Raw genomic sequence first — 22,470 nt, forward strand, 5'->3', positions numbered from 1 at the left:
CCTGGTGGACACCGCCGCGATCGGCCGCCGCCGGACAACTCCGGCCCAAGGCGCTCAGATGTGAGCGTAGGCGCCGAGGAAACGCCCGATGCGGCCGATGGCGTCGGTCAGGTCGTCGACGCACGGAAGCGTCACGATCCGCACGTGATCCGGGCTCGGCCAGTTGAAGCCGGTGCCCTGGACCAGAAGGATCTTCTCCTTCCGTAGCAGATCGAGAACGAAACGCTCGTCATCGTCGATCGGGTACAGGTCGGGATCGATGCGGGGGAACGCGTACAGGGCCCCGCGCGGAGGTACACAGGAGACCCCGGGGATGTCGTTGAGGAGCTTCACCACCGTGTCGCGCTGCTCGCGCAGCCGCCCGCCAGGCAGCACGAGATCGCCGGCGCCGCCGCCCTCGGCGAGTGCGGCCTGCAGCGCGAACTGGCCGGGCACGTTCGCGCACAGCCGCATATTCGCCAGGATGTTCAGACCCTCGATGTAGCTGGAGGCATGCTGGCGGGGGCCGGACAGCACCATCCACCCGGAGCGGAAGCCGGCCAGCCGGTACGCCTTGGACAGGCCGTTGAAGGTCACGCAGAACAGGTCCGGAGCGAGGGCGGCGGTGGAATGGTGCTCCACGTCGTCATACAGGATCCGGTCGTAGATCTCGTCCGAGAACAACATCAGGTTGTGCCGGCGGGCGATCTCGATCAGATCCTCGAGCACGGGACGGTCGTACACCGCCCCGGTGGGGTTGTTCGGGTTGATGATCACAATGGCGCGGGTGCGGGGCGTGATCTTGCTGGTGAGGTCGTCGAGATCCGGGTTCCACCCGGCGGACTCGTCGCACCGGTAGTGGACGGGGCGCCCGCCGGACAGACAGACCACCGCCGTCCACAGCGGGTAGTCGGGCGCGGGGAGCAGCACCTCGTCGCCGTTGTTCAGCAGCGCCTGCAACGACATGGTGATCAGCTCGGACACGCCGTTGCCGAGGTACACGTCGTCGGGGCCGATGCCGGCCAGGCCCTTGCCGGCCGAGTAGCGCACGACGGCCTCGCGTGCCGGGAGCAGGCCCTTGGAGTCGCTGTAGCCCTGTGCCGACGCAAGGTTGTCGACGACGGACGCGAGGACCGACGGCGGCGCGGAGAAACCGAACGGGGCGGGGTTGCCGATGTTCAGCTTCAGGATGCGCTGGCCTGCGGCCTCCAGCCGGGTCGCTTCGTCGAGGATGGGACCCCGGACGTCGTAGCAGACGTCAGCAAGCTTGTCGGACTGGGCGAACTCCATGCCACCAGGGTAGATGCGCTGTCGAACGTTTTTGGTCCGGCGGTGTGCCACGCGCGTGGGCTCACCCCTGGTGGGTGGCGGCCACCGACGGGACGGGACGGGCCCGCCTCCCGCCGGGCGCGTCGCGCCCGGACCGCCCGACGAGCGGGGCCAGGACGAGGGAGCTGACCAGCGCCGCGGCGACGGTCAGCACGATCGCGCCGCCGGCGGCGACGTCCCACTGCTCGCTGACGGCGAGGCCACCGACGCCACAGATGATCGCCACCGCGACCGAGACCGCCGTCATCGTGGGAATGCGCGAGCACCACACGCGGGCGGTGGCCGCGGGCCCGACGATCAGGGCCACCGCCATGATCGTGCCGACGGCGGGCAGCGAGGTCACCACGGCCGCCTCGACGAGCAGCAGCAGTACGAGGCCGAGCCGCCTGGAGGGGTAGCCGGCGGCGGTCAGCGCGGTCGGGTCGAAGGCAGCGAGCAGGAGCTCCTTGCGCAGCGCGACGAGCACGACGAGCACGACGAGGGCCGTGATGGCGCTGACCACGAGGTCGGCCGGCTGCACGGTCAGGATCGAGCCCACGAGAAAGGCGCTGAGGTCGCGGTTGGACCCGTCCTGAGCCGACATGAGGGCCACGCCCAGGGCGAAGCCGCCGGAGAGCACGACACCGGTGACGGTGCTGACGTCCCGGCCGCCCCCGGAACCTCCGCGCCCGGCTCCGGCACCGCCCACGCCGCCGGAGTTCCCGGCTGCCCCCGACACGCCGCTGATCGTGGTGACGGCGGCGACGGCCAGGACGCCGAACAGCCCGGCGCCCAGCACCAGGTTCATCCCGAGCAGCGAGGCGATCACCACGCCGGGGAAGGTGGCATGGGTCATCGCCATGGTGAGGAAACTGAGCCGGCGCAGCACGACATGCACACCGACGGCGCCGCAGAGCGCTCCGATGATCACGATCTCGGCCAGCGCCCGCCGGGTGTAGCTGTCACCCAGCGAGTCCACCAGCGCCATCAGACGGCCTCTCGCGACAGTTCCCGAGGCCCGTCGAGGGCCTGTGGCGGCCCGGCGCCTCCGGCACCCCCGGAGCCGGCCCGAGCGCGTCCCCGCGCCGCCCAGGACCGCGCCGCCCAGGACCGCAGCGTGCTCCCGGCGAGCGCGAGACCGTAGATCGAGACCAGCACGAGGACGACGGTGGCCCCGGCGGCCAGCCGCACGTCATGGTGCACGGACGCGTCGTAGCTGACGATCAGCCCGACCCAGCCGCTGAGCGGCCCGAGCAGGACCGCGACGGCCAGCACGCCCGCCAGCCGGTCGGTGAGCAGGCGGGCGGCCGCCGCGGGGATCACCACCAGGGCGATGACCAGCACCGTCCCGACCGCACGGACCGCGGCCACGACGACCATCGCGATCACCAGGTTGAGTACCAGATCGAGCAGCCACACCGGGTAGCCGGCCGCATGCGCCCCCTGCGGGTCGAACGCCCGCAGCAGCAGTTCCTTGCGGGCGAGCAGCAGCACCGTGCCGGCGACGGCGGCCGTCACCGCGGTCACGGCGATGTCGGTGGTGTTGACAGTGAGCAGGCGACCGAACAGGAAGCCGGTCAGGTCGGCGGTGTAGGACTCCTGCCGTGACACGAGGACGACGCCGACTGCGAAGCAGCCGGTGAGCAGCATCGCCATGGCCGCGTCCTCGCTGATCCGCCGGGTCGAGGCCAGCGCCGTGAAACCGGCTGCGGCGAGGCCCGCCACCAGCAGCGCTCCGGGGACGATCCCGTCAGCGCCACCGATCAGGAAGCCGGCCACGACTCCCGGGAAGACGGCGTGGGTCAGGGCGTCGGTGAGGAAGGCCAGTCGGCGCAGCATCACCAGGACGCCGACCGCGGCACTGAGCGCACCGAGGATCACGATCTCGATCAGCGCCCGGGTCATGAAGGGTCGCTCGAACGGAGTGATGAGCAGGTCGGTCACGGTCGGGTCAGGATGACGCTCTGCCCGCCGATCTCGACCGCGGCACCCCCGTAGGCGGCTCGCAGCGGCTCGGGCGTGAGGGCGTGGGCGGCCGGGCCGAAGGCGATCTGGCGGCCGTTGAGCACGCACACCTGGTCGCTGATGACCTGGGCCAGTGCCAGGTCGTGGGTGGAGACGACGGTCGCCGTGCCTCTCTCGGCGACGGTCGCGAGTGCGGCGAGCAGCGCGTCCTGGGAGACGACATCCACGCCGTTGAAGGGCTCGTCCAACAGCAGCAGCCGGGGCTCGGCCGCGATCGCGCGGGCGAGCAGGACGCGTTGGCGCTGCCCGCCGGAGAGGGTGCCGAAGCGGTCCCGGGCGCGGTCGGTCAGGCCGACGGCTTCCAGCGCGGCCAGTGCCGCGGCCCGGTCGGCCCGCCCCGGGCGACGGCACCAACCGATGCGGCGGTAGCGGCCCATGAGGACGACCTGGCCGACCGAGATCGGGAAGTCGCGGTCGAGGGTGTCGGCCTGGGGGACGTAGGCGACATCGCGGCGGGCCGCGGCGGGTGCCCGGTCGAGCACTGTGATCGACCCGATCGCCACCGGGACCAGGCCGAGGACAGCCTTGATCAGGGTCGACTTGCCGGCCCCGTTCGGCCCGATGAGGGCCAGGGTGCCACCGGCGGGCAACACGCCGTGTACCCCGCGGAGCACCGTGGCGCGGCCGTAGGCGATGGCTGCGTTGTCGAACGAGACCGCGATGCCGGGCGAGGTCTCCTCACCGGCGGCATACCCGGACGGCGCGGCAGCCACCTCGACCGCCGGTGCCGCGGCGGCCTGGTCAGGGAGCGCGATGGCCGGCGCCGGCGACCCGCCTGTGGCGCCCGGCGCGGTCAGGCAGGAGGCCGGCGTGGGGGCGGTCACGGTCGACACCGGTTCATAGCTCTTCTCCTCACCGGAGGGCGCCGACGATGGTATCCGTGTTGTGGCGCTCCGCCGTGAGGTAGGTGGCGCCGGCCGACCCGGCCGGCCCGAGGGTGTCGGCGTAGAGCGCATCCTCGCCGGCCACCACGCGCACGCCCGCCTCACTGCCGATGGTCTGCGCGGTTCGTGGCGGAAGGGACGACTCGGAGAACACCGCCACCGTGCCGGACGACCGGATCTTCTCGACGATGTCGTCGATGGCGCGCCCCGACAGTTCGGCCGCGGTGTCGAAACTGGGGATGATCGAACCGACGAACTCGAGGCCGTACCGCTCCACGTAGTAGCCGAACGAGTCGTGGTTGGTGACGAGCTTGCGACGGTCGCTCGGAATCGAGTTGATCTGCTGCTCGGTGTAGCGGTCGAGCTCGTCCAGTTCGGCGGAGTAGCTCTCGAGGTTGGCCTGGTACTCGGCCGCGCTCTCCGGGTCGACCGTGGCGAGCCCTGTCTGGATGTTGGTGGCCATGACCTTGGCGTTGCGCGGGTCGTGCCAGATGTGCGGGTCGCCGTCCTCGTCGCCGTGCTCGTCGGACTCGTCGTGCTCCGCGCCGCCGTCCTCACGGTGCCGGATGGTCACCCTGTCGGCCATGACGATCTCGGTGCCGTGGAATCCGCTGGCCGAGATCGCGTCGTCCAGCCAGCTCTCCAGCCCGACGCCGTTCTCGATCAGCAGATCCGCCTCCGCGAGCGCCTCCAGGTCGGCGGGGGAGGGCTCGTAGTCGTGCGGGTCGACCCCCGGCCGGAGGATCTGGGTGACCTGGACACCGTCGCCCCCCACGGCGCGGGCGAAATCCGCCGCGTAGGTCGTCGTCGCGACGACCCGCGGGGCGGCGCCGTCACCCCCGGCCCCCTCGCCCGCATCCGAACCACCGCAGCCGGCCAGGACCGCGGCGAGCGTCGCGACCGTGACCACCAGGACCGGACCTGCCCCGGGGGCGGGCGCACGGTGACGTCGAGGCAGGCCGGGGCGAGGCAGGCCGGGGCGAGGCAGGCCGGGGCGATGCAGGCTGGGGCGATGCAGGCCGGATCGGGACAGGACGGGAAGCATGGGAAAATGAAAACGGTTGTCGATGCGGATGTCAAATGCCCGTGCGCCGCCGTCACCCCGCCGGGAAGCTGACCTCCACCCGGCGGTTCAGCGCGCGCCCGGCCGGGTCGTCCGACCCGTCGGGCCGGGTGTTCGGCGCCACGGGGTCGGCGCCGCCGCGGCCCGTCGCCGAGACCCGCGTCCCGTCCGGGGTGGCGGGGCGGAGCAGGCCCGCCACGGCGTCGGCGCGGCGCTGGGAGAGGATCACGTTGTAGGCCGGGGTGCCGAGGTCGTCCGTATGGCCCAGCACAGTGACCGTCCCGGTCGTGGGCGGCACCTGCCGGGCGAGTCGGGCGATCTCCGCCCGGGCGGCGTCGGTCAGGTCGTCGGAGTCGAAGTCGAACAGGACGTCCGCGCTGATCGTGACGGTCAGCCTGCCCCCGCGGCGTTCCTCCGTGCGCAGCGGCCGCACGGCGTCGTTCAGGTCGATGGGCAGCGTCGATCCGGCGGTGTCCAGCCCGCGCACCGATCCGGCGATCTGCGGGTCGGGAACGGCTCCCGGCGCTCCGGGTGCTCCCGGCACCCCGGCGGGGGCACCGGGCGCGGGTGGGGCCGTCACCGGCAGGGTGGAGCGGGCCGGAACGGGGGCCGCGCCGAGCGCGGGTGGATCCCCGACGCCGAGGATCAGGTACCCGAGGAAGCAGCCGGCGGCGCACACGAGGGCCGGAAGGGCCACGCGGGAAGCACCGGGCCCGGGTGCGCGACCGCCGTCAACGGGTGATCGGCGCATCGTCGACGATCAGCCGGTCGTTGAGGTAGACGTCCACGGAGGTCACGTCCGGGGGCGGTGCGGCGAACATGTAGGAGGCGGACACGGCGACGTTGTTGCGGGTCCGGACGGTTCCGGCGGCGGCACCGAGGGCTGCACCACCGGAATCCTGCACCACGCTGTAGCGGAGCAGGTTCGTGGTGTCGACGAGGGTGACCGCCGCGTCGCGCCGGCCGGCCATCTCGTAGAGCGAGATCTCCGCGCCGGGATCGCGGGCGTAGCGGGGCGTGAACAGCAGATCGAGCTGGACGAGCCGGCCGTCTGCCCGCAGGTCCACGAAACCCACGTCGACATCGCCACCGGCGCCCTGGATCCGCGTGGTGCGGCTGGCGTTCGGCGTGCTCGGGCCCGGGGCGGTGGCGGTGCCGCCGGACGCTGTCGTGGCCGGACTGCCGCCGGCCGCGGTGCCTCCCGAGGAGGAGGGCGCCGGCGGCTCGCCGTCGCCCGAACCGGAGCAGCCGGTCGCGACAAGGCCGGCAGTCAGCAGAGCGCCCAACGCGGTGGAGGCCCTCCGCACCGGAACGGCGCACCAGGACGATCGCCCGGACGACCGCTGGGGCGGCCAGGGCAGGCGGGACGGGCGGGGCAGGCGGGGCATGCGACCTCCGGACGGGAGGGTCAGGGGCGTCCGCTGCCGATTATGTTCCTCATCCTGCCGGTCTGGGGGCCGGTCTGGACACCGCACGCGCCCAGCCCGTCACCCGGGGATCGAACGGCGAGAGCGCCGGCCGGGCCTCACCACACCCGGTACCGGGGCGCGCCGGCCCACGGGTGCTCCCGCCAGCCACGTCGCCGGCCCTGCCGGCCGGAGGATGCGCCGGGCGGCGCCCCGGGTCGGCACTGCTCCAGCCGGTCGTGCCGGTGGAGTGGTCGATGCCGCCGTGGCAGGTGAGGCAGGGGGTGGTGTGGCCTGCGGTGGTGGTCCGGTCGATGTCGAACATGTCCGCTCCCGCGGTCACGCCGCCCGCGCGGTCCGGGCCGGCTAGTCGGTTCGGTGCTCGGCGTCGTCGAGCAGGAGCCGCAGCTCGCGTCCGAGGCAGCGCGGCTCGATGAGCGGGGACCGGAACGCCACCCGTACCTCGCGGGCGCCGTCGATGTCGATCCGCCACATGTCCAGGCCTCGCCGGTCCAGCGATGTCACGGTCGCGCCGATCACCGCGTCCCGGCTGACCTCGGCGGACGCCCCGGTCGCGGTGGCGCCGCCGGCCATCCCGCTGGCGGCGCCGGCGGGTTCGGTCAGGGCGACACCATGCGTGGACAGCAGCCGCATCTGTGCGGCGTGCTCGTCGTTGAGGTGCCTGATCAGATCAGGAGCATAGGCGGCGACCAGGTCGGGCTCGGCGAAGGCGTACGAGTGGAGGTCGACGCGGCGCGCGGGCCCGAGGGCCGACCACCGCCCGTCGAGGCGGTTGTTGTTCGCGCGGCGCAGGCCCCGCGCCGACCGCCCGGCCCGCGTCACCCGGGTCGCGGCGGTCACCGCGCCGCTGCCGCCGGAGCGGGACCGGGCCCCTCGCCCGCCGCCGGCGGACCGCCCGCCGCCCGTGCCGCGGGCGACCCCCTCGGGCAGGCAGATCAGGACGTCGTCCACCGACATGGTCAGGATGCGCAGGTCATCGAGGTCCCCGGCCGTCACCGAGATGCTGCGACCCAGGTCGGCGAGGCGCTCGACGAGGTTCTCGGCGGTGTCGGCGGTCAGCCGCAGCACGCCGGCCAGAACAAGTCGCTCGCCGTTGTGGCCGCAGATGTCGACCCGGGCACGGCGGCCGGAACCGGCGCAGTCCACGGGTGGACTGTCCGCCCCGACGATCAGCAACGGCTCACCGCCGTCGTCGATGAGTCCGGCCCAGCCGCGCACGTTCGCGCAGGGCAGGGTGAGCAGCGCGCGCCGGCCGCCGGCGAGGATCGTCCTCGCCTGTTCGGCCAGCACCGGCATCTCGACGTCCGAGACTGGACTCGTCACCGGGCCTCCTCCATCTTCAGGTAAGGCTTACTTAAGTCCGCGGTTCGGAGAAGGTCAAGTGTTTCGTCCGGTTCTGGTTCTCCGTCTCAGATCAACATCGGGTGTGAATCTCAATGTCCACGCAACGCACGGCTGGAAGGGCACCGCGATCGGGTCCGCGAGCGGAGGATTCTAGGCTGTCGTGGTCGGGCAGTCTCTCGCCCCCGAGAAGGAGGTGCCGGTGATCTTCAAGTTGGTTGGTGACGGTCGCCCGTACCCCGACCATGGCCTGGGCCAGCGCGACTGGGCGGCGATCCCGCCGCGCCAGGTGCGGCTGGACCAGCTCGTCACGACGAAGCGGGTACTCGCCCTGGACGTCCTGCTGGACGAGGACTCGACCTTCTACGGTGACCTGTTCCCCCACGTGGTCGAGTGGGGCGGGACGCTGTACCTGGAGGACGGCCTGCACCGCGCCGTCCGGGCGGCCCTGGCGCAGCGCACGTCCATCCATGCCCGGGTGCACGTGCACGCCGCCGCGAGGCATCCGGACAAGCTCAGCCGCCGCTGATCCGGGCCGGTGACGGCGGACACGCGGCGGGGGTGCCGGCCCGTGGGGGTCAGTCGTCGGTGATCTCGTAGGTCACGTAGGTGTCGGAGCCGACCTTGGCGAAGATGTACCGGGGACAGGACGACCCGGGCCGGTACGCGGCGATCGGCCGGAGCACCGGTGAGCGCATGACCTGATCGAGCCGGCCGCCGGCCAGCTTGCGTGCCTCCCCGCCGGTCAGATCAGGTGTCTCGGTGCGCTCGTACCACCCGCCGCAGTAGTGGATGTCCTGCGGGCGGGACGTCCAGGCCGGGGTGTGGAAGACCCAGAGCAGATAGGCCGTGCGCATGAGCAGGACCAGCAGGCCGATGATGATCAGAGCGCGGACAAGGTTCCCGGCCCGACTCGAGGCGAGAACAGGGCTCACAACTCCGGGAGCCTAGGACAGGCACCCCCGTTCTGGGGCAAGACGTGCCTTGCGCCCGTGCGTGTCGTGTCGGCGCCGCGTGGTCCCCGACGCCGTCAGCAGTCTCTCGACGGCGCTCCGTCACCCCCACCGAGGTGACAGTCCGCGGGCGGGGCGACGACACCGGAACGGCCGTCGACCCCGGACGCCCCGGACGCCCCGGACGCCGCGGACACCGCGGACGCCGCGGACGCCGCGGACGCCGCGGACGCCGCGGACGCCGCGGACGCCGCGGACGCCGCGGACGCCGCGGACACCCCGCACTCCGCATCGGACTCCGGCCCGCACCCCGCTGCGCTCGACGCGTGGGGGGACGGCGGGACGTCCAGCGCGGGGTTGCCGTCGAAGAACCCGTCGGGGCGCAGCTCGAAGCCGATCCGGCTGACGGGCATGACCGGCCAGTCCTCCGGGCGGACCACGTGGTGTGCGCCGAAGCTGTACCAGACCACGATGTCGGTGTCGGCGACCGGCCGGTCCGCGGCGGCGTACTGGGGGAGACCCTCGTTGCCGGCGCTCTGGTTCGGGTAGCGGCCAGCGGCGAAGCGCTCGCGTTCGTCGAACGCCGTCACCCAGAGGTTGCGGGATGCGAAGCGCCCGCGGGCCGCCTGGTGGGACGCCGGATCCGCCAGCGGTGGCGTGGTGTGCCCCGGGACGAGCCGGTAGCTCACCGGCCGGCCGAGGGGGCCCTCGACCCGCGGGTTGATGATTCGCCAGAACCGCGCGACGGACGGGTCGACCCGGCGCTGGGCGTCAGCCTCCGACAGCAGGGGCGTCTCCCTGGTGCGCCAGGCGACGCCGGTCGGGTTGCCCGGGCCGACCTGGTCCGGCACCGAGTCGACCTCGACCACCGAGTTGGGGCCGCCGTCGAGCTCCATGTCCAGGCGGACGTTGAAGAAGTGCTGGTGGTGGGGGCCGTACAGACCGGGCGCGACGAGCACGCCGTGCTCCGGCGAGGTACCCTGCCGGACCGCGCCGCCGGAGATCACACCGGTCAGCTTCACCTCGAACTCCAGCGAGCCGTCCAGGTGGAGATACCAGAAGAAGCCGTACTCGTAGTTGCCGACGGTACTGATCATCGAGATCACGAGCCGGCGCATCCGCCGTACCTCGACGTGGCCCGTCCGGGCATCGGTGTGCTTCCAGGCGATGCCGGTGTCCTCCTCGTGGATGCACACCGCGTTCGGAATCGTCACCGGCTCACCCGCGGAGTCGTTCACGACCGCGTCCAGGTAGGAGATCTCCCCGAGGCAGTCGCAGCCGAGCCGCAGTGAGTTCGCGAGCACGCCGACGCCGTACTCGCCCATGTCGAAGACGTTCTTGAACCGGTGGGTCGGCGCCGGATCCCCGTAGGGGACGAACATCTCCGACACCGAGGCGCGCTGGACGATCAGCCGGCGCCGGCCCCGGTCGGTGTAGGCGATCTGGTGCAGCACCAGGCCCTCGCGGGGGGTGAACCCGACCAGCAGGTCCCACTTCTGCCAGCGCAGGACATGCCCGTCCAGGGTGAAGGACGGCCCCTGCGGCTGGCGGATCTCGATCGGGCGCAGATCCGCCCGCAGCCGGTCGAAGGCGGGCACGTTGTGCGGGTCGGCGGTCATCAGCTGCGGCACGTAGTTGCCGGGACAGGGCGGCAGCGGCACCATCTCGCCAGGCGCCACGCCGTGGTCGACCAACTCCACCACGGCCATCGCGTCCAGGTCGACGACGACCAGCAGCCCCTCCACCGGGCGGGCATAACCGTTCTCCCCGGGTGCCGCGCGCACGAAGGTGAGCGGGCGGGCGATCCGGCGTGCGGTGGGGTCGTCGGCGCTCCCGGTGTAGCCCGCCGACCAGATGTCGATCGTGGCGAGGGAGAGGTCCGTGACGCCGCGGCGCGCCAGTGCGGCCTGCCAGCCGGGGTCGGCCCGGACAGCGTTCTCGCAGGCCAGGTACTCCTCCCAGAGCATCGACGGCTGCACCCCGGGAACGGCGCGCAGCTCCACGAGCGTGCCCGCCGTCAGTGAGACGACGGCCTCGTACGTCCGGCGGGCCCCGCGCTCGTAGAGGACACAGAAGGACTGCCGGTCCGGCGGGGCCAGCGCGTCGGTGCTGTCGCGGGCGGACTCGCGGGCCACCAGCGCGGCTTTTGGTGGCTCGTGCAGCTCAACGGAAACGAAACGAAACCCGGGTGCCAGATCTCCGCCCGCACGCAGGATCGCGGCCGTCCGGCTGATCTCGGCGGCCGAGAGCGGTTCGAGCGGATGCGCCGGCGTCGCCGAGGCGGTCTCCGGGACCGGTGACGTGCTGAGCACCATGGCTATCTCCACCATTCAGGGTCCGGCCCGTACCGCGGGGAACGGGCGCACCCCAAAAGTAGAGGCCGCCGGCGACACAACCGTGCCTGACAACCGTGCCTGTCCGCGCCGTGCGCAGGTCCGGGACAGGTCCAACAGAACCAGGACGGGCCTAGGACTCCCGCAGGTAGGCCAGGACCGCGAGGACCCGCCGGTGGTCGTTGCCGGAGGACTCCAGTCCGAGCTTGGTGAACACGTTCGAGATGTGCTTCTCCACGGCGCCGCCGCTCACCACGAGTGCCCCCGCGATCGCCGCGTTCGACCGGCCCTCGGCCATCAGGCCCAGCACCTCGCGCTCGCGCGGAGTGAGGGCGGTCATCGGATCGTTGCGGCGGCTGCTGACCAGCAGCTGGGCGACCACCTCGGGATCCATCACCGTCCCGCCGGAGGCGACCCGCCGGACCGCCTCGACGAACTCACGAACGTCGGCGACGCGGTCCTTGAGCAGGTAGCCCACCGCCCCGACACCGTCGGCGAGCAGCTCGCTGGCGTACTGCTTCTCCACGTACTGGCTCAGGACGAGGACCGGTGACCCGGGCACCCTGCCCCGCGCGGTGATCGCCGCGCGCAGCCCCTCGTCACGGTGCGACGGCGGCATCCGGACGTCGACCACCGAGACGTCCGGCCGGTGCTCGACGATCGCGTCGACCAGGCCCGGCCCGTCGCCGACGGTGGCCACCACCTCGCAGCCGGACTCGGTCAGCAGCCGGCGCAGGCCCTCACGCAGCAGTACGGAGTCCTCCGCGATCACGACCCGCACAGTAGGTCCTCCTCGTGCCCGACCGGTGGGGTGAGCGGCGCGCCCGGGCGCAGCGTCGCACCGGTGAGCACGGTGACATAGATCCCGCAGTCCGTGTGCCCGTAGTTGCCGGACAGCTCCTTGAGCACGCGGATGTCCCGGACGCCCGTGCCGGGGTTGACCGTGGTCGCCGCGCAGCGCGGGGTGCGTGCCAGCACCCGGACGCGGGCCGCGCCGAGGCCGAGCTCCAGATCGGCCCAGCCGAGCTCCGCCCACGGACGGATCCCGTCCACGTAGACGTTCGCCCGGAACCGCAGCGGGTCGACGGGCTGGCCGATCCGGTCGGCGAGGTCGCGCACGGAGGCCAGGTTGATCACCGAGATGGCGTGCATGAACGCGTCGCCGGCACCGCCCGCGTCGGTGAACCGGTGCGGCGGGCGGGNCGCGACGAGCCGCGGCCGGCCGCCGAGCCCGGGCCCCAACAGCTTCTGGACGAACTCCTCGAACGCCTGGCGCCCCTGGTCGCTGGCCAGGTCGGCCCGTTTCACCGCCACCCCGGTCACCCCGCCGGTCTCCCGGGCCAGGCCGTAGGTGAGCACCCCGGTCGCGGGGTCGTAGGACGTGCGGACCCGCGCGATCGCCTCGTCCTTCTGGAGCATCACGAAGCGGGTCTTGGGAAGGAACTCCGGCGCGTCCTCGGAATAGGCGGTGTCCGGCCGGGCGAGCGCGAACATCCGGTCGCCGGGCACGCCGTCACCCGCGGAGAGCGTCACCTCGCCGGCCCCCTCCGCGCTGAAGCCCTTCAGCGGATACCGGTAGAGCGCGACGACGCGGCCGCCGCGGCCACCGTCGGGACGGACGCCGTGGCTGGTCAAGGGCACCTGCTTTCTCGGAGCCTCCCGGGCCGGCCGGCCCGGCCGAATATGCCCCGCCATGTTCCGTGTGGCCGTACGCTCAGGTCGTCATGGTCAGTGCACGGGTCACCCGCCGTGCCGTGGTGCGGCGGGTCCGCCGAGGAACCGCGGCCACCTTCGCCGTGCTCCTCGGGGGCGTGTGCTGGCTGGTGACGCTGGCCGGCCCGGCCTCGGCGCACACGGTCGGTGGGGTCGGCCCGACCAACTACCGCACCACCGTCACCGTGGACCCGGGCGTGCCGGGCGTGGGACTGAGCGTCGTCGAGAACGGCAGTCGGGTACGTCTGGTCGTCACGGCGGGCGTCCCGGTCGTCGTCGAGGGTTATGAGAACGAACCCTACCTACGTCTCGACGGCCACGGTGTGTGGGAGAACCGGCGCTCGTCCGCGACCTATCTGAACGCGAGCCGGGAGGGCGACGACGCCGGGCCGGCCGGCGTCGTCGACGCGGCCGCCGAGCCGGAGTGGGTGCAGGTCTCGGGCGTGGCGGGCGGCCGGGTGACGGCGTTCTGGCACGACCACCGGGTCCACTGGATGGGCTCCGTCGACCCGCCGGTCGTCCGCGCGGACCGGGGCAGCCGGCACCTGGTGGCGGAGTGGACCCTGCCGCTGACGGTGGACGGCCGGGACGTCCGGTACGGCGGCCGGCTTGAGTGGGTTCCCGGGCCGTCGCCGTGGCCCTGGGTCGGGCTCTCGCTGGCCGTCCTGGTCGGCACGGTCGCACTGGGCTTCGTCCGGCGGGCCGGCTGGCCGCTCGCGTTGGCGCTCGCCGGCCTGGTCGCGGTGGACGTCACGCACTCCGCCCTGATCGCCCTGGCGAACGCCGACGGTCGGCTCGACGCCTTCTTCTGGGGCAACGCCGTCCAGATGGTGGTGTGGCTGTGCGGTCTGGCCGGGGCGGTGCTCCTCGCCCGCCGCTCGGAGATCGGCTGCTATCTGGCGGTGAGCGTGGGGCTGCTGCTCGCGGTGCTCGGCGGTGTCCCGGACCTGGGAGTGTTCGTCCGCTCAGGGGCGCCGATGGTCGGCCCGATCATGCTGGCCCGTGTCCTGACCGCGGTGACGCTGGGGGCCGGCCTGGGGCTCGGCGCCGCCGGGTGGCTGGCGCTGCGCCGGCAGGCACGAGTGCCCGCGGTGTCCGTCCCGTGACAGTCGATGTGGTCGCGGCCTCCCGATCCGTGGGTTCATGGCAGGCTTACCCCTCGTGAGGGGCGTACGTGACACGGGCCGCTTCGCACGGGCGGCCGTGTTCGGCGTGGCCTCGGTGTGCCTCGCGGTCGCGGCGCACGTCGTCGCCAGCGGCATCAGCCCGTCCCTTCCCCTGGTGCTGGTCTCCACCGTGCTGCTCGTCCGGATGGCCTTCGGCGGCCTCTCCGGCCGGGAGCGCCCGCTGGGCGCGGTGGCCGCGGCCGTCGTCGCCGCCCAGGTGCTGTTGCACACGGTGTTCGTTCTGGCGACCCACCACGGGCCGGCCACCGACCCGGGGCACCGGGTGTCACGGGGCGTCCCCGGCGCGGGCGCGCACCTGCTCACCGCGCTCCTCCCCGGCCCCGCGATGGCTGGCGGCCACGCTCTCGCCGCGCTGGGCGTGGCGGTCGCGCTGCACCGCGGCGAGCGGCGACTCTGGGCGACGGCCGCGTTGCGCGAGGCCGTGGATCGCTTCGTCACGGTGGTGGCAGCCCTGCTCGTGGCCATGATCGACCGGCTGCGGGCCGCGCGGCCGGTGGCCTGCGGAGCAGCCCTGGCGGCATCCTCCCTGGGACGGGTCGGCGGGGGCCGCGGCGCCCGTGGCGGTCCTGACGGCCGCTGGATCCCGCATCTCCTGCTGCTGGGAAGTGATGCCGGCTGGCGCGGCCCGCCCGGGCGGCGACCGGGGTCGAGTCCCCAGCCGGTCTGCTGAGACCAGGCCGGCTGGTGGGGATGTCCGCGTGCACACGTGTCATGTGCGGGCGTCGGTGAACAGCGTGGGTCCACCCGTGACCGGAGCCGCTCCGGAACGGACGGGTCACCCTGCCGCGGCGAGCGGCGCCTGATCGCTGCCGCACGTCCGCTCGTTGCGACCTGCGCGGATGACGTCTTGCCCGGCCAGGCCGGGAACGACGACCCCGGTGCTCGGGTCACCAGTCCGATCGCCAGCAAGGAAGGCCTGACGGGCCTTCGAGGAGGTCACCCATGCCCCGCACCATCCGCGCAGCAGCCCGCCTCCGTCGCGGTGCGCTGTGCACGCTCGCCGCCGCGGCGGGCACCGTCGCGCTCGCGCTGCCCGCGTCCGCGCATGTCACCGTGTCACCCCAGGAGGCCACGGCGGGCGGCTACGCCACCCTGATGTTCAAGGTCCCGACCGAGAGCGACTCGGCGTCGACCACCGGCCTGGACGTGCAGTTCCCGGCGGACACCCCGATCGCCTCGGTCACCGTCCAGCCCAAGCCCGGCTGGACGTACCAGGTGACCAGGGGAGCGCCGTCCAGGCCGCTGACCGCCCACGGCACGCAGATCAACGAGGTCGTCACACAGATCACCTGGACCGCGCAGGACGGCGGCGGTATCAGGCCCGGCGAGTTCGACACGTTCGGCATCTCGGCCGGTCCGCTGCCCGAGGATGCCGACCAGGTCGTCTTCAAGGCGCTCCAGACCTACTCCGACGGTGAGATCGTCCGGTGGATCGACGTGGCCGGCCCCGGCGGCGACGAGCCGGAGCACCCCGCCCCGGCGATCACGCTGACCGCGGCGGACGAGGAGGGGGCCGGCGCCGGTGGCGACAACGCCGCTGACGAGGCGTCCACGTCCGCGGGAGCGGGCACCGGCTCGGGTCAGCCTGCCGCTGTCGGGTCCGAGTCGGACGGCACGGCCCGTGCGCTCGGGATCACCGGTCTGGTCCTGGGTCTGCTCGGGCTGGGCGCAGGTGCCTTCGCGCTGATCAGCACCCGCCGCCGCGCCTGACCTTCCCGGGGGTGCCCTCCGCCGCGGCGCAGGGCACCCCATCTCCCTGAACGGACGCATCATGACCGGACCCCGCAGGACCGCCCACGACACCGGGACCATTCGTGACCGTGGTGCCCCGGGGCGCGCCGGTGGTGTCCGGCGGGTGCTGGCGGTGCTCGGCCTGGCCGTCGCGGCGTTGCTGGTGACGGCTCTCCCGGCCTCCGCGCACGCCACGCTGACCAGCAGCAGTCCGGTCGGCGGGGCGGCGCTCGACACCGCGCCGGACCGGGTGACGCTGTCGTTCAGCGAATCCGTCTCGATCAAGTCGGACGCGATCCGCGTCCTGGGCACCGACGGCACCCGGGTCGACGAGGGCGACACCCGGGGTGGCGGATCCGCCTCCGAGGTGACGGTCGCGCTGCGCCGCGGGCTTGGCCCGGGGACGTATGTCGTGAGCTGGCGGGTCGTCTCCGCGGACAGCCATCCGGTCGGCGGCGCGTTCGCGTTCGGGGTCGGTGGCCCGCCGGACGCCGGCGCGGCGGCGGCCGTTCCCTCCGGCGGCGGCGGATCCCGTGCGGTCGGGGTGTCCCTGGGGGTGGCCCGCCTGGTGGCCTTCGCCGGAGCCGCGCTGCTGATCGGTGCGACCTTCTTCGTCGGCGTCCTCTGGCCGGCCGGGGCACGCCGCTCCGGCCCGACCCGGCTGATCGCGGCCGGCTGGCTGCTCAGCCTCGCCGGCGCGCTCGGCATGCTGCTGTTCCAGGGGCCGTACAGCGCCGGATCCGGGATGTCCGACGTCCTGAGCCTGGATCCGCTGGCTGTGACTCTGGACAGCCGGTACGGCCAGCTTCTGGCGATCCGCGTTCTCGCGCTGCTGCTGGCGGTGCCGCTGCTCCGCCGGCTGTCCGCGTCCGGGGCCGCGTCCGGGGCCGCGTCCGGGGCCGGAGCGGGGGCCGGAGCCGTGTCCGGGGAAAGGACTGGCCGCCGCGGCCTGGTGGAGCTTGCCGGGCTCGGCCTCGTCCTCGCGACGACCATGGCGATGATCGGTCACGCCAGCGCGGGTGACCGGGTCTGGCTGGCCACGGCTGTCATGACCGTGCACACCGTGGCCATGGCGATCTGGCTGGGTGGGCTGTGTGTCCTGGGTCTGACCCTGCTTGACGCGTCCGGCCGCGGTGCCCGCCAGCCGGCCGAGGCCAAAGAGGCAACCGTCGTTCCACCTGCCGGTGTCGGGGCGGAGGTCGACCCGCCGGTCGAGGCGAGCTGGGCCGGCGAGCTGGCCCGGGTGCTGCCGCGCTGGTCCAGGACGGCCACGATCGCGATCACCCTGATCGTTCTGACCGGGACCGTCCAGGCGTGGCGGGAGGTCGGTGCCTTCGGGGCGCTGTTCGACACGACCTACGGACGTCTGCTGCTGTACAAGCTCTGGTTCGTCCTCGGCGTGCTGGGCCTGGGCCTGTTGGCGCGGCGGTGGGTCCGCCGGCACTTCCAGTCCGCGTCAGCCGCGCCGGTCACCTCGCTGGCCGTCCTCGGCCTGCGCCGCGGGGTGGTTTTCGAGATCGTGGTCGGTGTCGCCGTGCTGGCAGTCACCTCGGTGCTGGTCAACACCGTCCCCGGTCGGGACTCCTACGCCCCGCCCTTCTCCAGGACGGCGATCGCCGGCCCGTTGACCGTCGACGTGGAGATCGCGCCGACCAGAACCGGGCTGCAGACCATCCACGTCTACACGTACGGCCCGCAGGGGCGACCGCAGCGGCTCGTCGAGGCCAGCGGCGAACTCACCCTTCCCTCGGCCGGGGTCGGGCCGTTGGAGGTCCCGCTGGCGGAGGTCACGGACGGGCACGCTGTCGCCGAGGGGGTCGGCGTGCCGTTGCCCGGCGAGTGGCAGCTGCGGTTCACCCTGCGTGTCAACGACTTTGACCAGTACGTGACGACTGTCTTCTACACGGTGCGCTGATTCGGCTGCGCGGTGCGCCGATCGGGTCAGACCGCGACGGCGGGGTCAGACCGCGACGGGCTGCGCCGTGGACGGCCAGGGGAAGGGAAACCGAGGGAAGTTGGGGAACGGGTTCGGCAGTGTGCTCTCCACGGGCACCGGTGCGGTCGACTCCGGCGGAGCCGAGGTCGGAGGCTCCGGGAGCGGTGCCGTCGTCGGCGGTGAGGTCACCGGGGGAGTGGGAGCCTCGCCATCCGGCGGGGGGCTCACCGGGCCGTCGGTGGGAGTCGGCGCCGGGCCGGTCGACGGCGGCGGGGTGGTCGGCGCGGGGGGCGGGCTGGATGGCGGCACCGGAGCGGTGGTGGGCGCCGGGGCGTCGGCGCTCGTCGGCGGGGCCGCCGGTGCCGGTGCCGGCCTGGTTGGCCGAGGGGTGCGGCGGGTCTCCGAGTCGACCTCGCGGACGACCTGGGTCGTCCGGGGGCCGGCGGGTCGGCTGGTGTAAACGCCCGCGACGGTCGGAGGCGGCGGGACGGGCGCCAGCGGCGGCTGGGTCATCGTCGGCAGCGGGCCGGGTGGCAGCGACGGCGTGATCGCGACGATGCTGGGACCGGTGTCGGCGACCAGCTCGGACTGCCCGGTGGGCCAGGAGATGACCGCGGTGAGCCCGGCCACGGCCACCGCCAGCGCGGCGGCCACCGCGACGGCCGGGCGCGCGCGGAACTCGGCCGCGCCGCCCCCGCGGGGCTCCTGGACCGGGATGGCCCGGTCTACGGCGAGGAGCGGGAGGGCGCCGTGGCTGCCTGCATCGCTGTCACCGGTCGGCGTGGGCTGTTCGTGGCCGTCTCCAGGACCCGCGTGCAGGCCGGTGGACGGGGAGACGATCGTGACCGCGTCGTCGTGCGGGTAGCCGGTCCTCCCGGCTCCGGGGCCACCGGGACCGCGACGTGCGCCGGCTGCCCCGCCGGACGCGGTGAAGGCCGCTCGCGCCGCCGGTGTCGGTATCTGGCCGGCCGAGCCGCCCGGGAAGGCTGGTGCGCCGCCGGTCGCTGTTCCGCGGGGGGGCCGCGCAGCCATGCCCTGAGCCGCCGAGCTGCCGGTCGAGCCCACGGGCTCCGGCCCGGTGCGCTCGGCCGCTCGCTTGCTTGCTGCGGCGGCCGCTGCACCGGCGGCGACCGCCGCGCGGTCGAAGGTGCGCTGCAACCCGGCCCGCAGGCTCGCCGGAGCGGGGACGACCGCGCCGTCCAGCAGCTCCTCCGGCGAGACCCCGTGCGGCACCGGGACACTGCGCGCCTGCGGCGACCCGGACCACGCCAGCGCGCTGCCGCGGGCGAGCTCCAGCAGCCACGGCCGCAGTCTGGTGGGATCGGACAGGGGATTGAGCCTCGTTCGAGCCACCAGGGCGAACGCGGTGCCGGCCGCGGCCCGCGCCACGGTGGGATCGCCGAGGATCAGTAGGCACATCGAGAACACGTCGTCGGCGTAGCGGTTGTAGAGATCGTTGAAAGCCTGACGATCGCCACGCCGAACACGGGCCACGAGGTCCGCGTCGTCGTTCATCAGTCTGCTTCTCCCCGGGACGACGTTCCTGGCCTCGGCGCCGGGACCAGGTTCCCGACCATTGTGGCGCGGTCCTGGTCACCGGTCAGGCAGGCTCAATAGTAGGAGGTGCCTGATCTGGCCGGGGTGAAGGTTGTGAAGATTTTTTGTCGCCACCTCGACACCATGGTCAGCTTGACGCTGAACATGGTGTCGTATCCCTCTTCGTCGGGCGCCGGATCCAGCTTATCCGATGGCATCTTCGCCGTATCCACGCCGGCATCGCCGGCCTGGACCGGTCCTGCCGGCTGATGTCGAATCAGCCTGGTGTTCCCAAAAGCGAACGTCCGTACGATGATCAGGAATTGGGTGGCTGCTCGAGCAGCGTTACGGTCACTGTGGCGGTCTGCCCGTCGCGCTGGTACGTGACCTCCACCTCGTTGCCTATGTCGTGGGACCTGACGGCTGCGATCAGTGAATCTACGTCCGTGACCGCCCGATCCCCCACCTTGGTGATGACGTCGCCCGGCCGGAGGCCGGCCTTCTCCGCCGGGCCTCCGCTGACCAGGGAGCGGATCTGGGCGCCGGTCCCGCTCGCTGCGGTCGACCGGGTGTTCTCGCCCGCGGTCGCGGCGCTCACCCCCAGATAGGGGTGTAGGGCGGTGCCGTTGTTGATGAGCTGGCCGGCGACCTTCTCCGCATAGCTGCCCGGAATCGCGAAACCGACCCCGATGTTGCCGGACTGCTGTGCACCACCAAAGGGTGAGGAACTACCGCCGACCGTCGCGATCGCTGTGTTCACTCCGACGATCTCGCCCCGGCTGTTCACCAGCGGGCCGCCCGAGTTACCCGGATTGATGGGGGCATCCGTCTGGATTGCGTCCAGCACGGTGTTCTGCTGGTCCCGCACGGTCTGGTCACCGGTGCGCACCGGTCGGTGCAGGGCGCTGACGATGCCCGAGGTGACCGTGCCGTTGAGGCCCAGCGGACTGCCCACCGCCACCACGAGCTCGCCCACCTGTAGCGCCGTCGAGTCCCCGAAGGTGGCGGCCGGGAGATCGGTCCCCTCGATCTTGATCACGGCTAGGTCGGCGCTCGGGTCGGTCGCCTTGATCTCCGCGTCGAAGGTCCGGCCGTCCTGCATCGTGACCGTCAGGGTCCCGCCGCTCGCGGCCGCGGACACGACATGGTTGTTCGTGAGGATGTAGCCGTCCGGACGGATGATCGTGCCGGACCCGGTCCCGGCCTCCTGGCCGGACTCCTCGGCGATGGTGACGACGCTCGGAAGGATCGCCTGCGCCGCTGCCGACACGGTGTTGTCGGCGGCCGGCGAGACTCCGCCGCCGACGGTCGACTGACGCAGGCCCGAATCGGTCGACACGACGGACACCGGTGAGTCGTCACCCGCCACCAGGGCACCGACACCGCCGCCGATCCCGGCGGAGACGAGCGCGATCGCCAGGGCACCCGCGACCAGGCGGCGGCGCCGCATCGGGGGCGGTGTGGGCGTGGCGGGCGCGAACCGCCCGAAGGGGTCCTGGCCACCGGGGACCCCGGAGCCGGGCCCTGGGCCGCCGGCCGCCGGCCCAGGAGATCCAGGAGGCACTGGAGCACCCCAGGACGGGCTTCCCCAGAGGCTGCGCTGCTGCGAGTCACGGGTGCCGGGATGCCCACCGCCAGGGCCCTGGTGCGCGGCCGCCTGCGGCGATGCCCAGGGCGCCGGCGGGCCGTAGGGCGTGGTCGGGCGGCCCTGCGGGGGTTGGGCGCCGGCCGGCTGCGAACCGGGCTGGGGCGAACCAGGCGGCTGGGAGCCGGCCTGGAACTGGCCCGGCTGGAACTGGCCCGGCTGGTGCTCGCCCGCCGGGCGGTAGTCCCCGGGCGGACCCGCACCGGGGTAGGGGTTGTTCGGCAGCGGAGCCGGCGCCGGAGTGTCCGGCGAGGCGAACGCGCCGGATGGCGGAGTGGCTCCGGCAGGGCCGGAAATCGGCGCCGGGGCGCCGGGAGGTGGCGCCTCCGGCTGCCGCGGATGCTCGTGCGGCTGCGACCGCGGGTCCACCGGCCCCTCCGAACTGGCCGTCTCGGCCCTGGTCCGCTCCGGCGCATCAGCGGGCGGAGCCCAGGGGGACCGAGCGTCGTGCGTGGCTGTCATGGTAGGCACTTTCCCCCGGCACCCTGAGCGATTCCTGAATTCCGACCAACGTTCCGCTTAGCCGGCACCGCAACGGGTGTCGGATCCAGGACATACTGCCGGATCCGGGGCCCCGGCGGCCTCGCGACAGGCGCCACAGGCCGTGCGGTGGCCGTCTGTTGCCGGGGGCGGGCCCGGCATGTTGACGCATCGTTCGCAGCCACCCGGCCGGCTGCGCCGTCGCGCACACTGTCGGATGCCGCCGCCGGGCCGCCTTCCCGTCCTGAGATCCCGCCCGAGATCCCGCACTGGGATCCCGCACCGGGATCCCGCACCGGGCGGCAGCGGATGTCGTCCGTGAGCTTCTCATCGCCGCCGCGGTGATGTCGCGCTGTGCCCGACCCGGCTATTGCGCCAGCTTCCGGAAGCACGGCCCACAAAGCGGATCACCGCCCGGGCCGGATGAACGCGGCGCGACGCCCGGAATCGCCGAACCGGAACACCCCGAAGGTCCCGCGGCCCCGGTGGCCGGTGGCCGGGCCGAGGATCTCGGTCGGGCGCGGCACGTTTGTGTCAGTCGGCGATGGTTCACGCCGGTCCATGATGGATTCGTCGGACGGGCGGATGTCGCGCCACGGCGGCGTTCGGGCGCCCGTCCGTGACGGTGTGCGCCAGGAGTGATGTCTGCGGTCGGTGATGGCAGGAGCACGGGGGCGGTCCGACCGCCGCGCGCAGTAGGTGATCCTTCGCGCCGTGACGGGGCCGTGTGGTGGGAAGGCCGGCCGAGGTCTCGGGTGGATTTGCGCGACAACCGGCCCGAATGTCAAGGGGGCTCGCGCAACGCTTCCGCAACGGCGTGGTACACCGGTATATCGCGCGGGGTATTTCCTGCATGTCCCGGAATCGGAGGTTGTCTGGTGACGGACGGTGCATGGAGGGGAGGCCCGGGCGATCAGGGTCGGCCGACC

At 73.1% G+C, this 22,470-nt stretch carries 20 protein-coding genes; 6 read left to right on the plus strand and 14 right to left on the minus strand.

Going from position 1 to position 22,470, the window contains the following annotated elements; translation table 11 throughout:
• Positions 1-54: 54 nt before the first annotated feature.
• The 8 genes from B207_RS0111795 to B207_RS0111835 form a co-directional block, all read right to left on the minus strand.
• Positions 55-1,269: a pyridoxal phosphate-dependent aminotransferase gene (locus B207_RS0111795; RefSeq protein ID WP_018636738.1), complete on the minus strand. Its 1,215-nt coding sequence runs from the start codon at positions 1,267-1,269 to the stop codon at positions 55-57.
• Between the two features lie 61 nt (positions 1,270-1,330).
• Positions 1,331-2,275 (minus strand): metal ABC transporter permease, encoded by a 945-nt coding sequence (locus B207_RS0111800; RefSeq protein WP_018636739.1) that lies wholly within the window; start codon positions 2,273-2,275, stop codon positions 1,331-1,333.
• Entirely contained in the window at positions 2,275-3,231 is a 957-nt protein-coding gene (locus B207_RS0111805; protein WP_018636740.1) for a metal ABC transporter permease, read from the minus strand. Before B207_RS0111805 ends, B207_RS0111800 begins: the two co-directional genes overlap by 1 nt.
• The gene (locus B207_RS0111810; protein ID WP_018636741.1) at positions 3,228-4,145 is read right to left on the minus strand and encodes a metal ABC transporter ATP-binding protein; all 918 of its coding nucleotides are present in this window, start codon (positions 4,143-4,145) and stop codon (positions 3,228-3,230) included. The genes B207_RS0111805 and B207_RS0111810 overlap by 4 nt, the downstream gene beginning before the upstream one ends.
• 19 nt (positions 4,146-4,164) lie before the next feature.
• Positions 4,165-5,106 (minus strand): metal ABC transporter substrate-binding protein, encoded by a 942-nt coding sequence (locus B207_RS0111815; protein WP_018636742.1) that lies wholly within the window; start codon positions 5,104-5,106, stop codon positions 4,165-4,167.
• Positions 5,107-5,293: 187 nt separating this feature from the next.
• Positions 5,294-5,956, minus strand: a complete 663-nt coding sequence (locus B207_RS0111820; RefSeq protein WP_018636743.1) for an OmpA family protein — start codon at positions 5,954-5,956, stop codon at positions 5,294-5,296.
• A 34-nt stretch (positions 5,957-5,990) separates the two neighbouring features.
• Complete coding sequence (locus B207_RS0111825) at positions 5,991-6,647, minus strand: hypothetical protein (RefSeq protein ID WP_230204976.1); 657 nt, start codon at positions 6,645-6,647, stop codon at positions 5,991-5,993.
• Positions 6,648-7,031: 384 nt separating this feature from the next.
• On the minus strand, positions 7,032-8,009 hold the full coding sequence (locus B207_RS0111835) for a DUF2470 domain-containing protein (RefSeq protein WP_018636746.1): 978 nt from the start codon (positions 8,007-8,009) through the stop codon (positions 7,032-7,034).
• A 220-nt stretch (positions 8,010-8,229) separates the two neighbouring features.
• Between B207_RS0111835 and B207_RS0111840 the strand changes: the two genes are divergently transcribed.
• Positions 8,230-8,556: a type II toxin-antitoxin system VapB family antitoxin gene (locus B207_RS0111840; RefSeq protein ID WP_035740544.1), complete on the plus strand. Its 327-nt coding sequence runs from the start codon at positions 8,230-8,232 to the stop codon at positions 8,554-8,556.
• Between the two features lie 49 nt (positions 8,557-8,605).
• On the opposite strand, the gene B207_RS0111845 is transcribed toward B207_RS0111840, so the two are convergent.
• The 4 genes from B207_RS0111845 to B207_RS33590 form a co-directional block, all read right to left on the minus strand.
• Positions 8,606-8,962, minus strand: a complete 357-nt coding sequence (locus tag B207_RS0111845) for a hypothetical protein (protein ID WP_018636748.1) — start codon at positions 8,960-8,962, stop codon at positions 8,606-8,608.
• Between the two features lie 95 nt (positions 8,963-9,057).
• A complete protein-coding gene (locus B207_RS0111850; RefSeq protein ID WP_018636749.1) occupies positions 9,058-11,295 on the minus strand; it encodes a primary-amine oxidase in 2,238 nt (745 codons plus the stop codon).
• Positions 11,296-11,446: 151 nt separating this feature from the next.
• Positions 11,447-12,094 carry a response regulator gene (locus B207_RS0111855; protein ID WP_018636750.1) on the minus strand — a complete coding sequence of 216 codons (648 nt, stop codon included), beginning with the start codon at positions 12,092-12,094 and terminating at the stop codon, positions 11,447-11,449.
• Positions 12,082-13,008 (minus strand): MOSC domain-containing protein, encoded by a 927-nt coding sequence (locus B207_RS33590; protein ID WP_456095350.1) that lies wholly within the window; start codon positions 13,006-13,008, stop codon positions 12,082-12,084. The genes B207_RS0111855 and B207_RS33590 overlap by 13 nt, the downstream gene beginning before the upstream one ends.
• Before the next feature lie 29 nt (positions 13,009-13,037).
• Here B207_RS33590 and B207_RS0111865 point away from each other — a divergent pair, with 29 nt between their 5' ends.
• From B207_RS0111865 to B207_RS0111880, 4 genes are all read left to right on the plus strand, one after another.
• The gene (locus B207_RS0111865) at positions 13,038-14,132 is read left to right on the plus strand and encodes a hypothetical protein (RefSeq protein ID WP_018636752.1); all 1,095 of its coding nucleotides are present in this window, start codon (positions 13,038-13,040) and stop codon (positions 14,130-14,132) included.
• A gap of 55 nt (positions 14,133-14,187) precedes the next feature.
• Positions 14,188-14,883, plus strand: a complete 696-nt coding sequence (locus B207_RS0111870; RefSeq protein ID WP_018636753.1) for a hypothetical protein — start codon at positions 14,188-14,190, stop codon at positions 14,881-14,883.
• A gap of 272 nt (positions 14,884-15,155) precedes the next feature.
• A complete protein-coding gene (locus B207_RS0111875; protein WP_018636754.1) occupies positions 15,156-15,923 on the plus strand; it encodes a YcnI family copper-binding membrane protein in 768 nt (255 codons plus the stop codon).
• A 61-nt stretch (positions 15,924-15,984) separates the two neighbouring features.
• Entirely contained in the window at positions 15,985-17,859 is a 1,875-nt protein-coding gene (locus tag B207_RS0111880; protein ID WP_018636755.1) for a copper resistance CopC/CopD family protein, read from the plus strand.
• A 45-nt stretch (positions 17,860-17,904) separates the two neighbouring features.
• On the opposite strand, the gene B207_RS0111885 is transcribed toward B207_RS0111880, so the two are convergent.
• On the minus strand, positions 17,905-19,395 hold the full coding sequence (locus B207_RS0111885) for an RNA polymerase sigma factor (protein ID WP_026310965.1): 1,491 nt from the start codon (positions 19,393-19,395) through the stop codon (positions 17,905-17,907).
• 108 nt (positions 19,396-19,503) lie between these two features.
• Here B207_RS0111885 and B207_RS39690 point away from each other — a divergent pair, with 108 nt between their 5' ends.
• Entirely contained in the window at positions 19,504-19,686 is a 183-nt protein-coding gene (locus B207_RS39690) for a hypothetical protein (protein WP_154675284.1), read from the plus strand.
• A 46-nt stretch (positions 19,687-19,732) separates the two neighbouring features.
• Here the strand turns inward: B207_RS39690 and B207_RS39695 are convergent, their stop codons facing one another.
• On the minus strand, positions 19,733-21,523 hold the full coding sequence (locus tag B207_RS39695; RefSeq protein WP_154675285.1) for a trypsin-like peptidase domain-containing protein: 1,791 nt from the start codon (positions 21,521-21,523) through the stop codon (positions 19,733-19,735).
• Between the last annotated feature and the right edge of the window lie 947 nt (positions 21,524-22,470).

Source organism: Parafrankia elaeagni, assembly GCF_000374165.1.
Lineage (GTDB): Bacteria > Actinomycetota > Actinomycetes > Frankiales > Frankiaceae > Parafrankia > Parafrankia elaeagni.

What these genes read in the sequence shown, in the direction of transcription:
- B207_RS0111795 (WP_018636738.1), bottom strand. Translation starts at nt 1,269, where the DNA reads ATGGAGTTCGCCCAGTCCGACAAGCTTGCTGACGTCTGCTACGACGTC.
- B207_RS0111800 (WP_018636739.1), bottom strand. Translation starts at nt 2,275, where the DNA reads ATGGCGCTGGTGGACTCGCTGGGTGACAGCTACACCCGGCGGGCGCTG.
- B207_RS0111825 (WP_230204976.1), bottom strand. Translation starts at nt 6,647, where the DNA reads ATGCCCCGCCTGCCCCGCCCGTCCCGCCTGCCCTGGCCGCCCCAGCGG.
- B207_RS0111850 (WP_018636749.1), bottom strand. Translation starts at nt 11,295, where the DNA reads ATGGTGCTCAGCACGTCACCGGTCCCGGAGACCGCCTCGGCGACGCCG.
- B207_RS0111865 (WP_018636752.1), top strand. Translation starts at nt 13,038, where the DNA reads ATGGTCAGTGCACGGGTCACCCGCCGTGCCGTGGTGCGGCGGGTCCGC.
- B207_RS0111875 (WP_018636754.1), top strand. Translation starts at nt 15,156, where the DNA reads ATGCCCCGCACCATCCGCGCAGCAGCCCGCCTCCGTCGCGGTGCGCTG.
- B207_RS0111880 (WP_018636755.1), top strand. Translation starts at nt 15,985, where the DNA reads ATGACCGGACCCCGCAGGACCGCCCACGACACCGGGACCATTCGTGAC.
- B207_RS0111885 (WP_026310965.1), bottom strand. Translation starts at nt 19,395, where the DNA reads ATGAACGACGACGCGGACCTCGTGGCCCGTGTTCGGCGTGGCGATCGT.
- B207_RS39695 (WP_154675285.1), bottom strand. Translation starts at nt 21,523, where the DNA reads ATGACAGCCACGCACGACGCTCGGTCCCCCTGGGCTCCGCCCGCTGAT.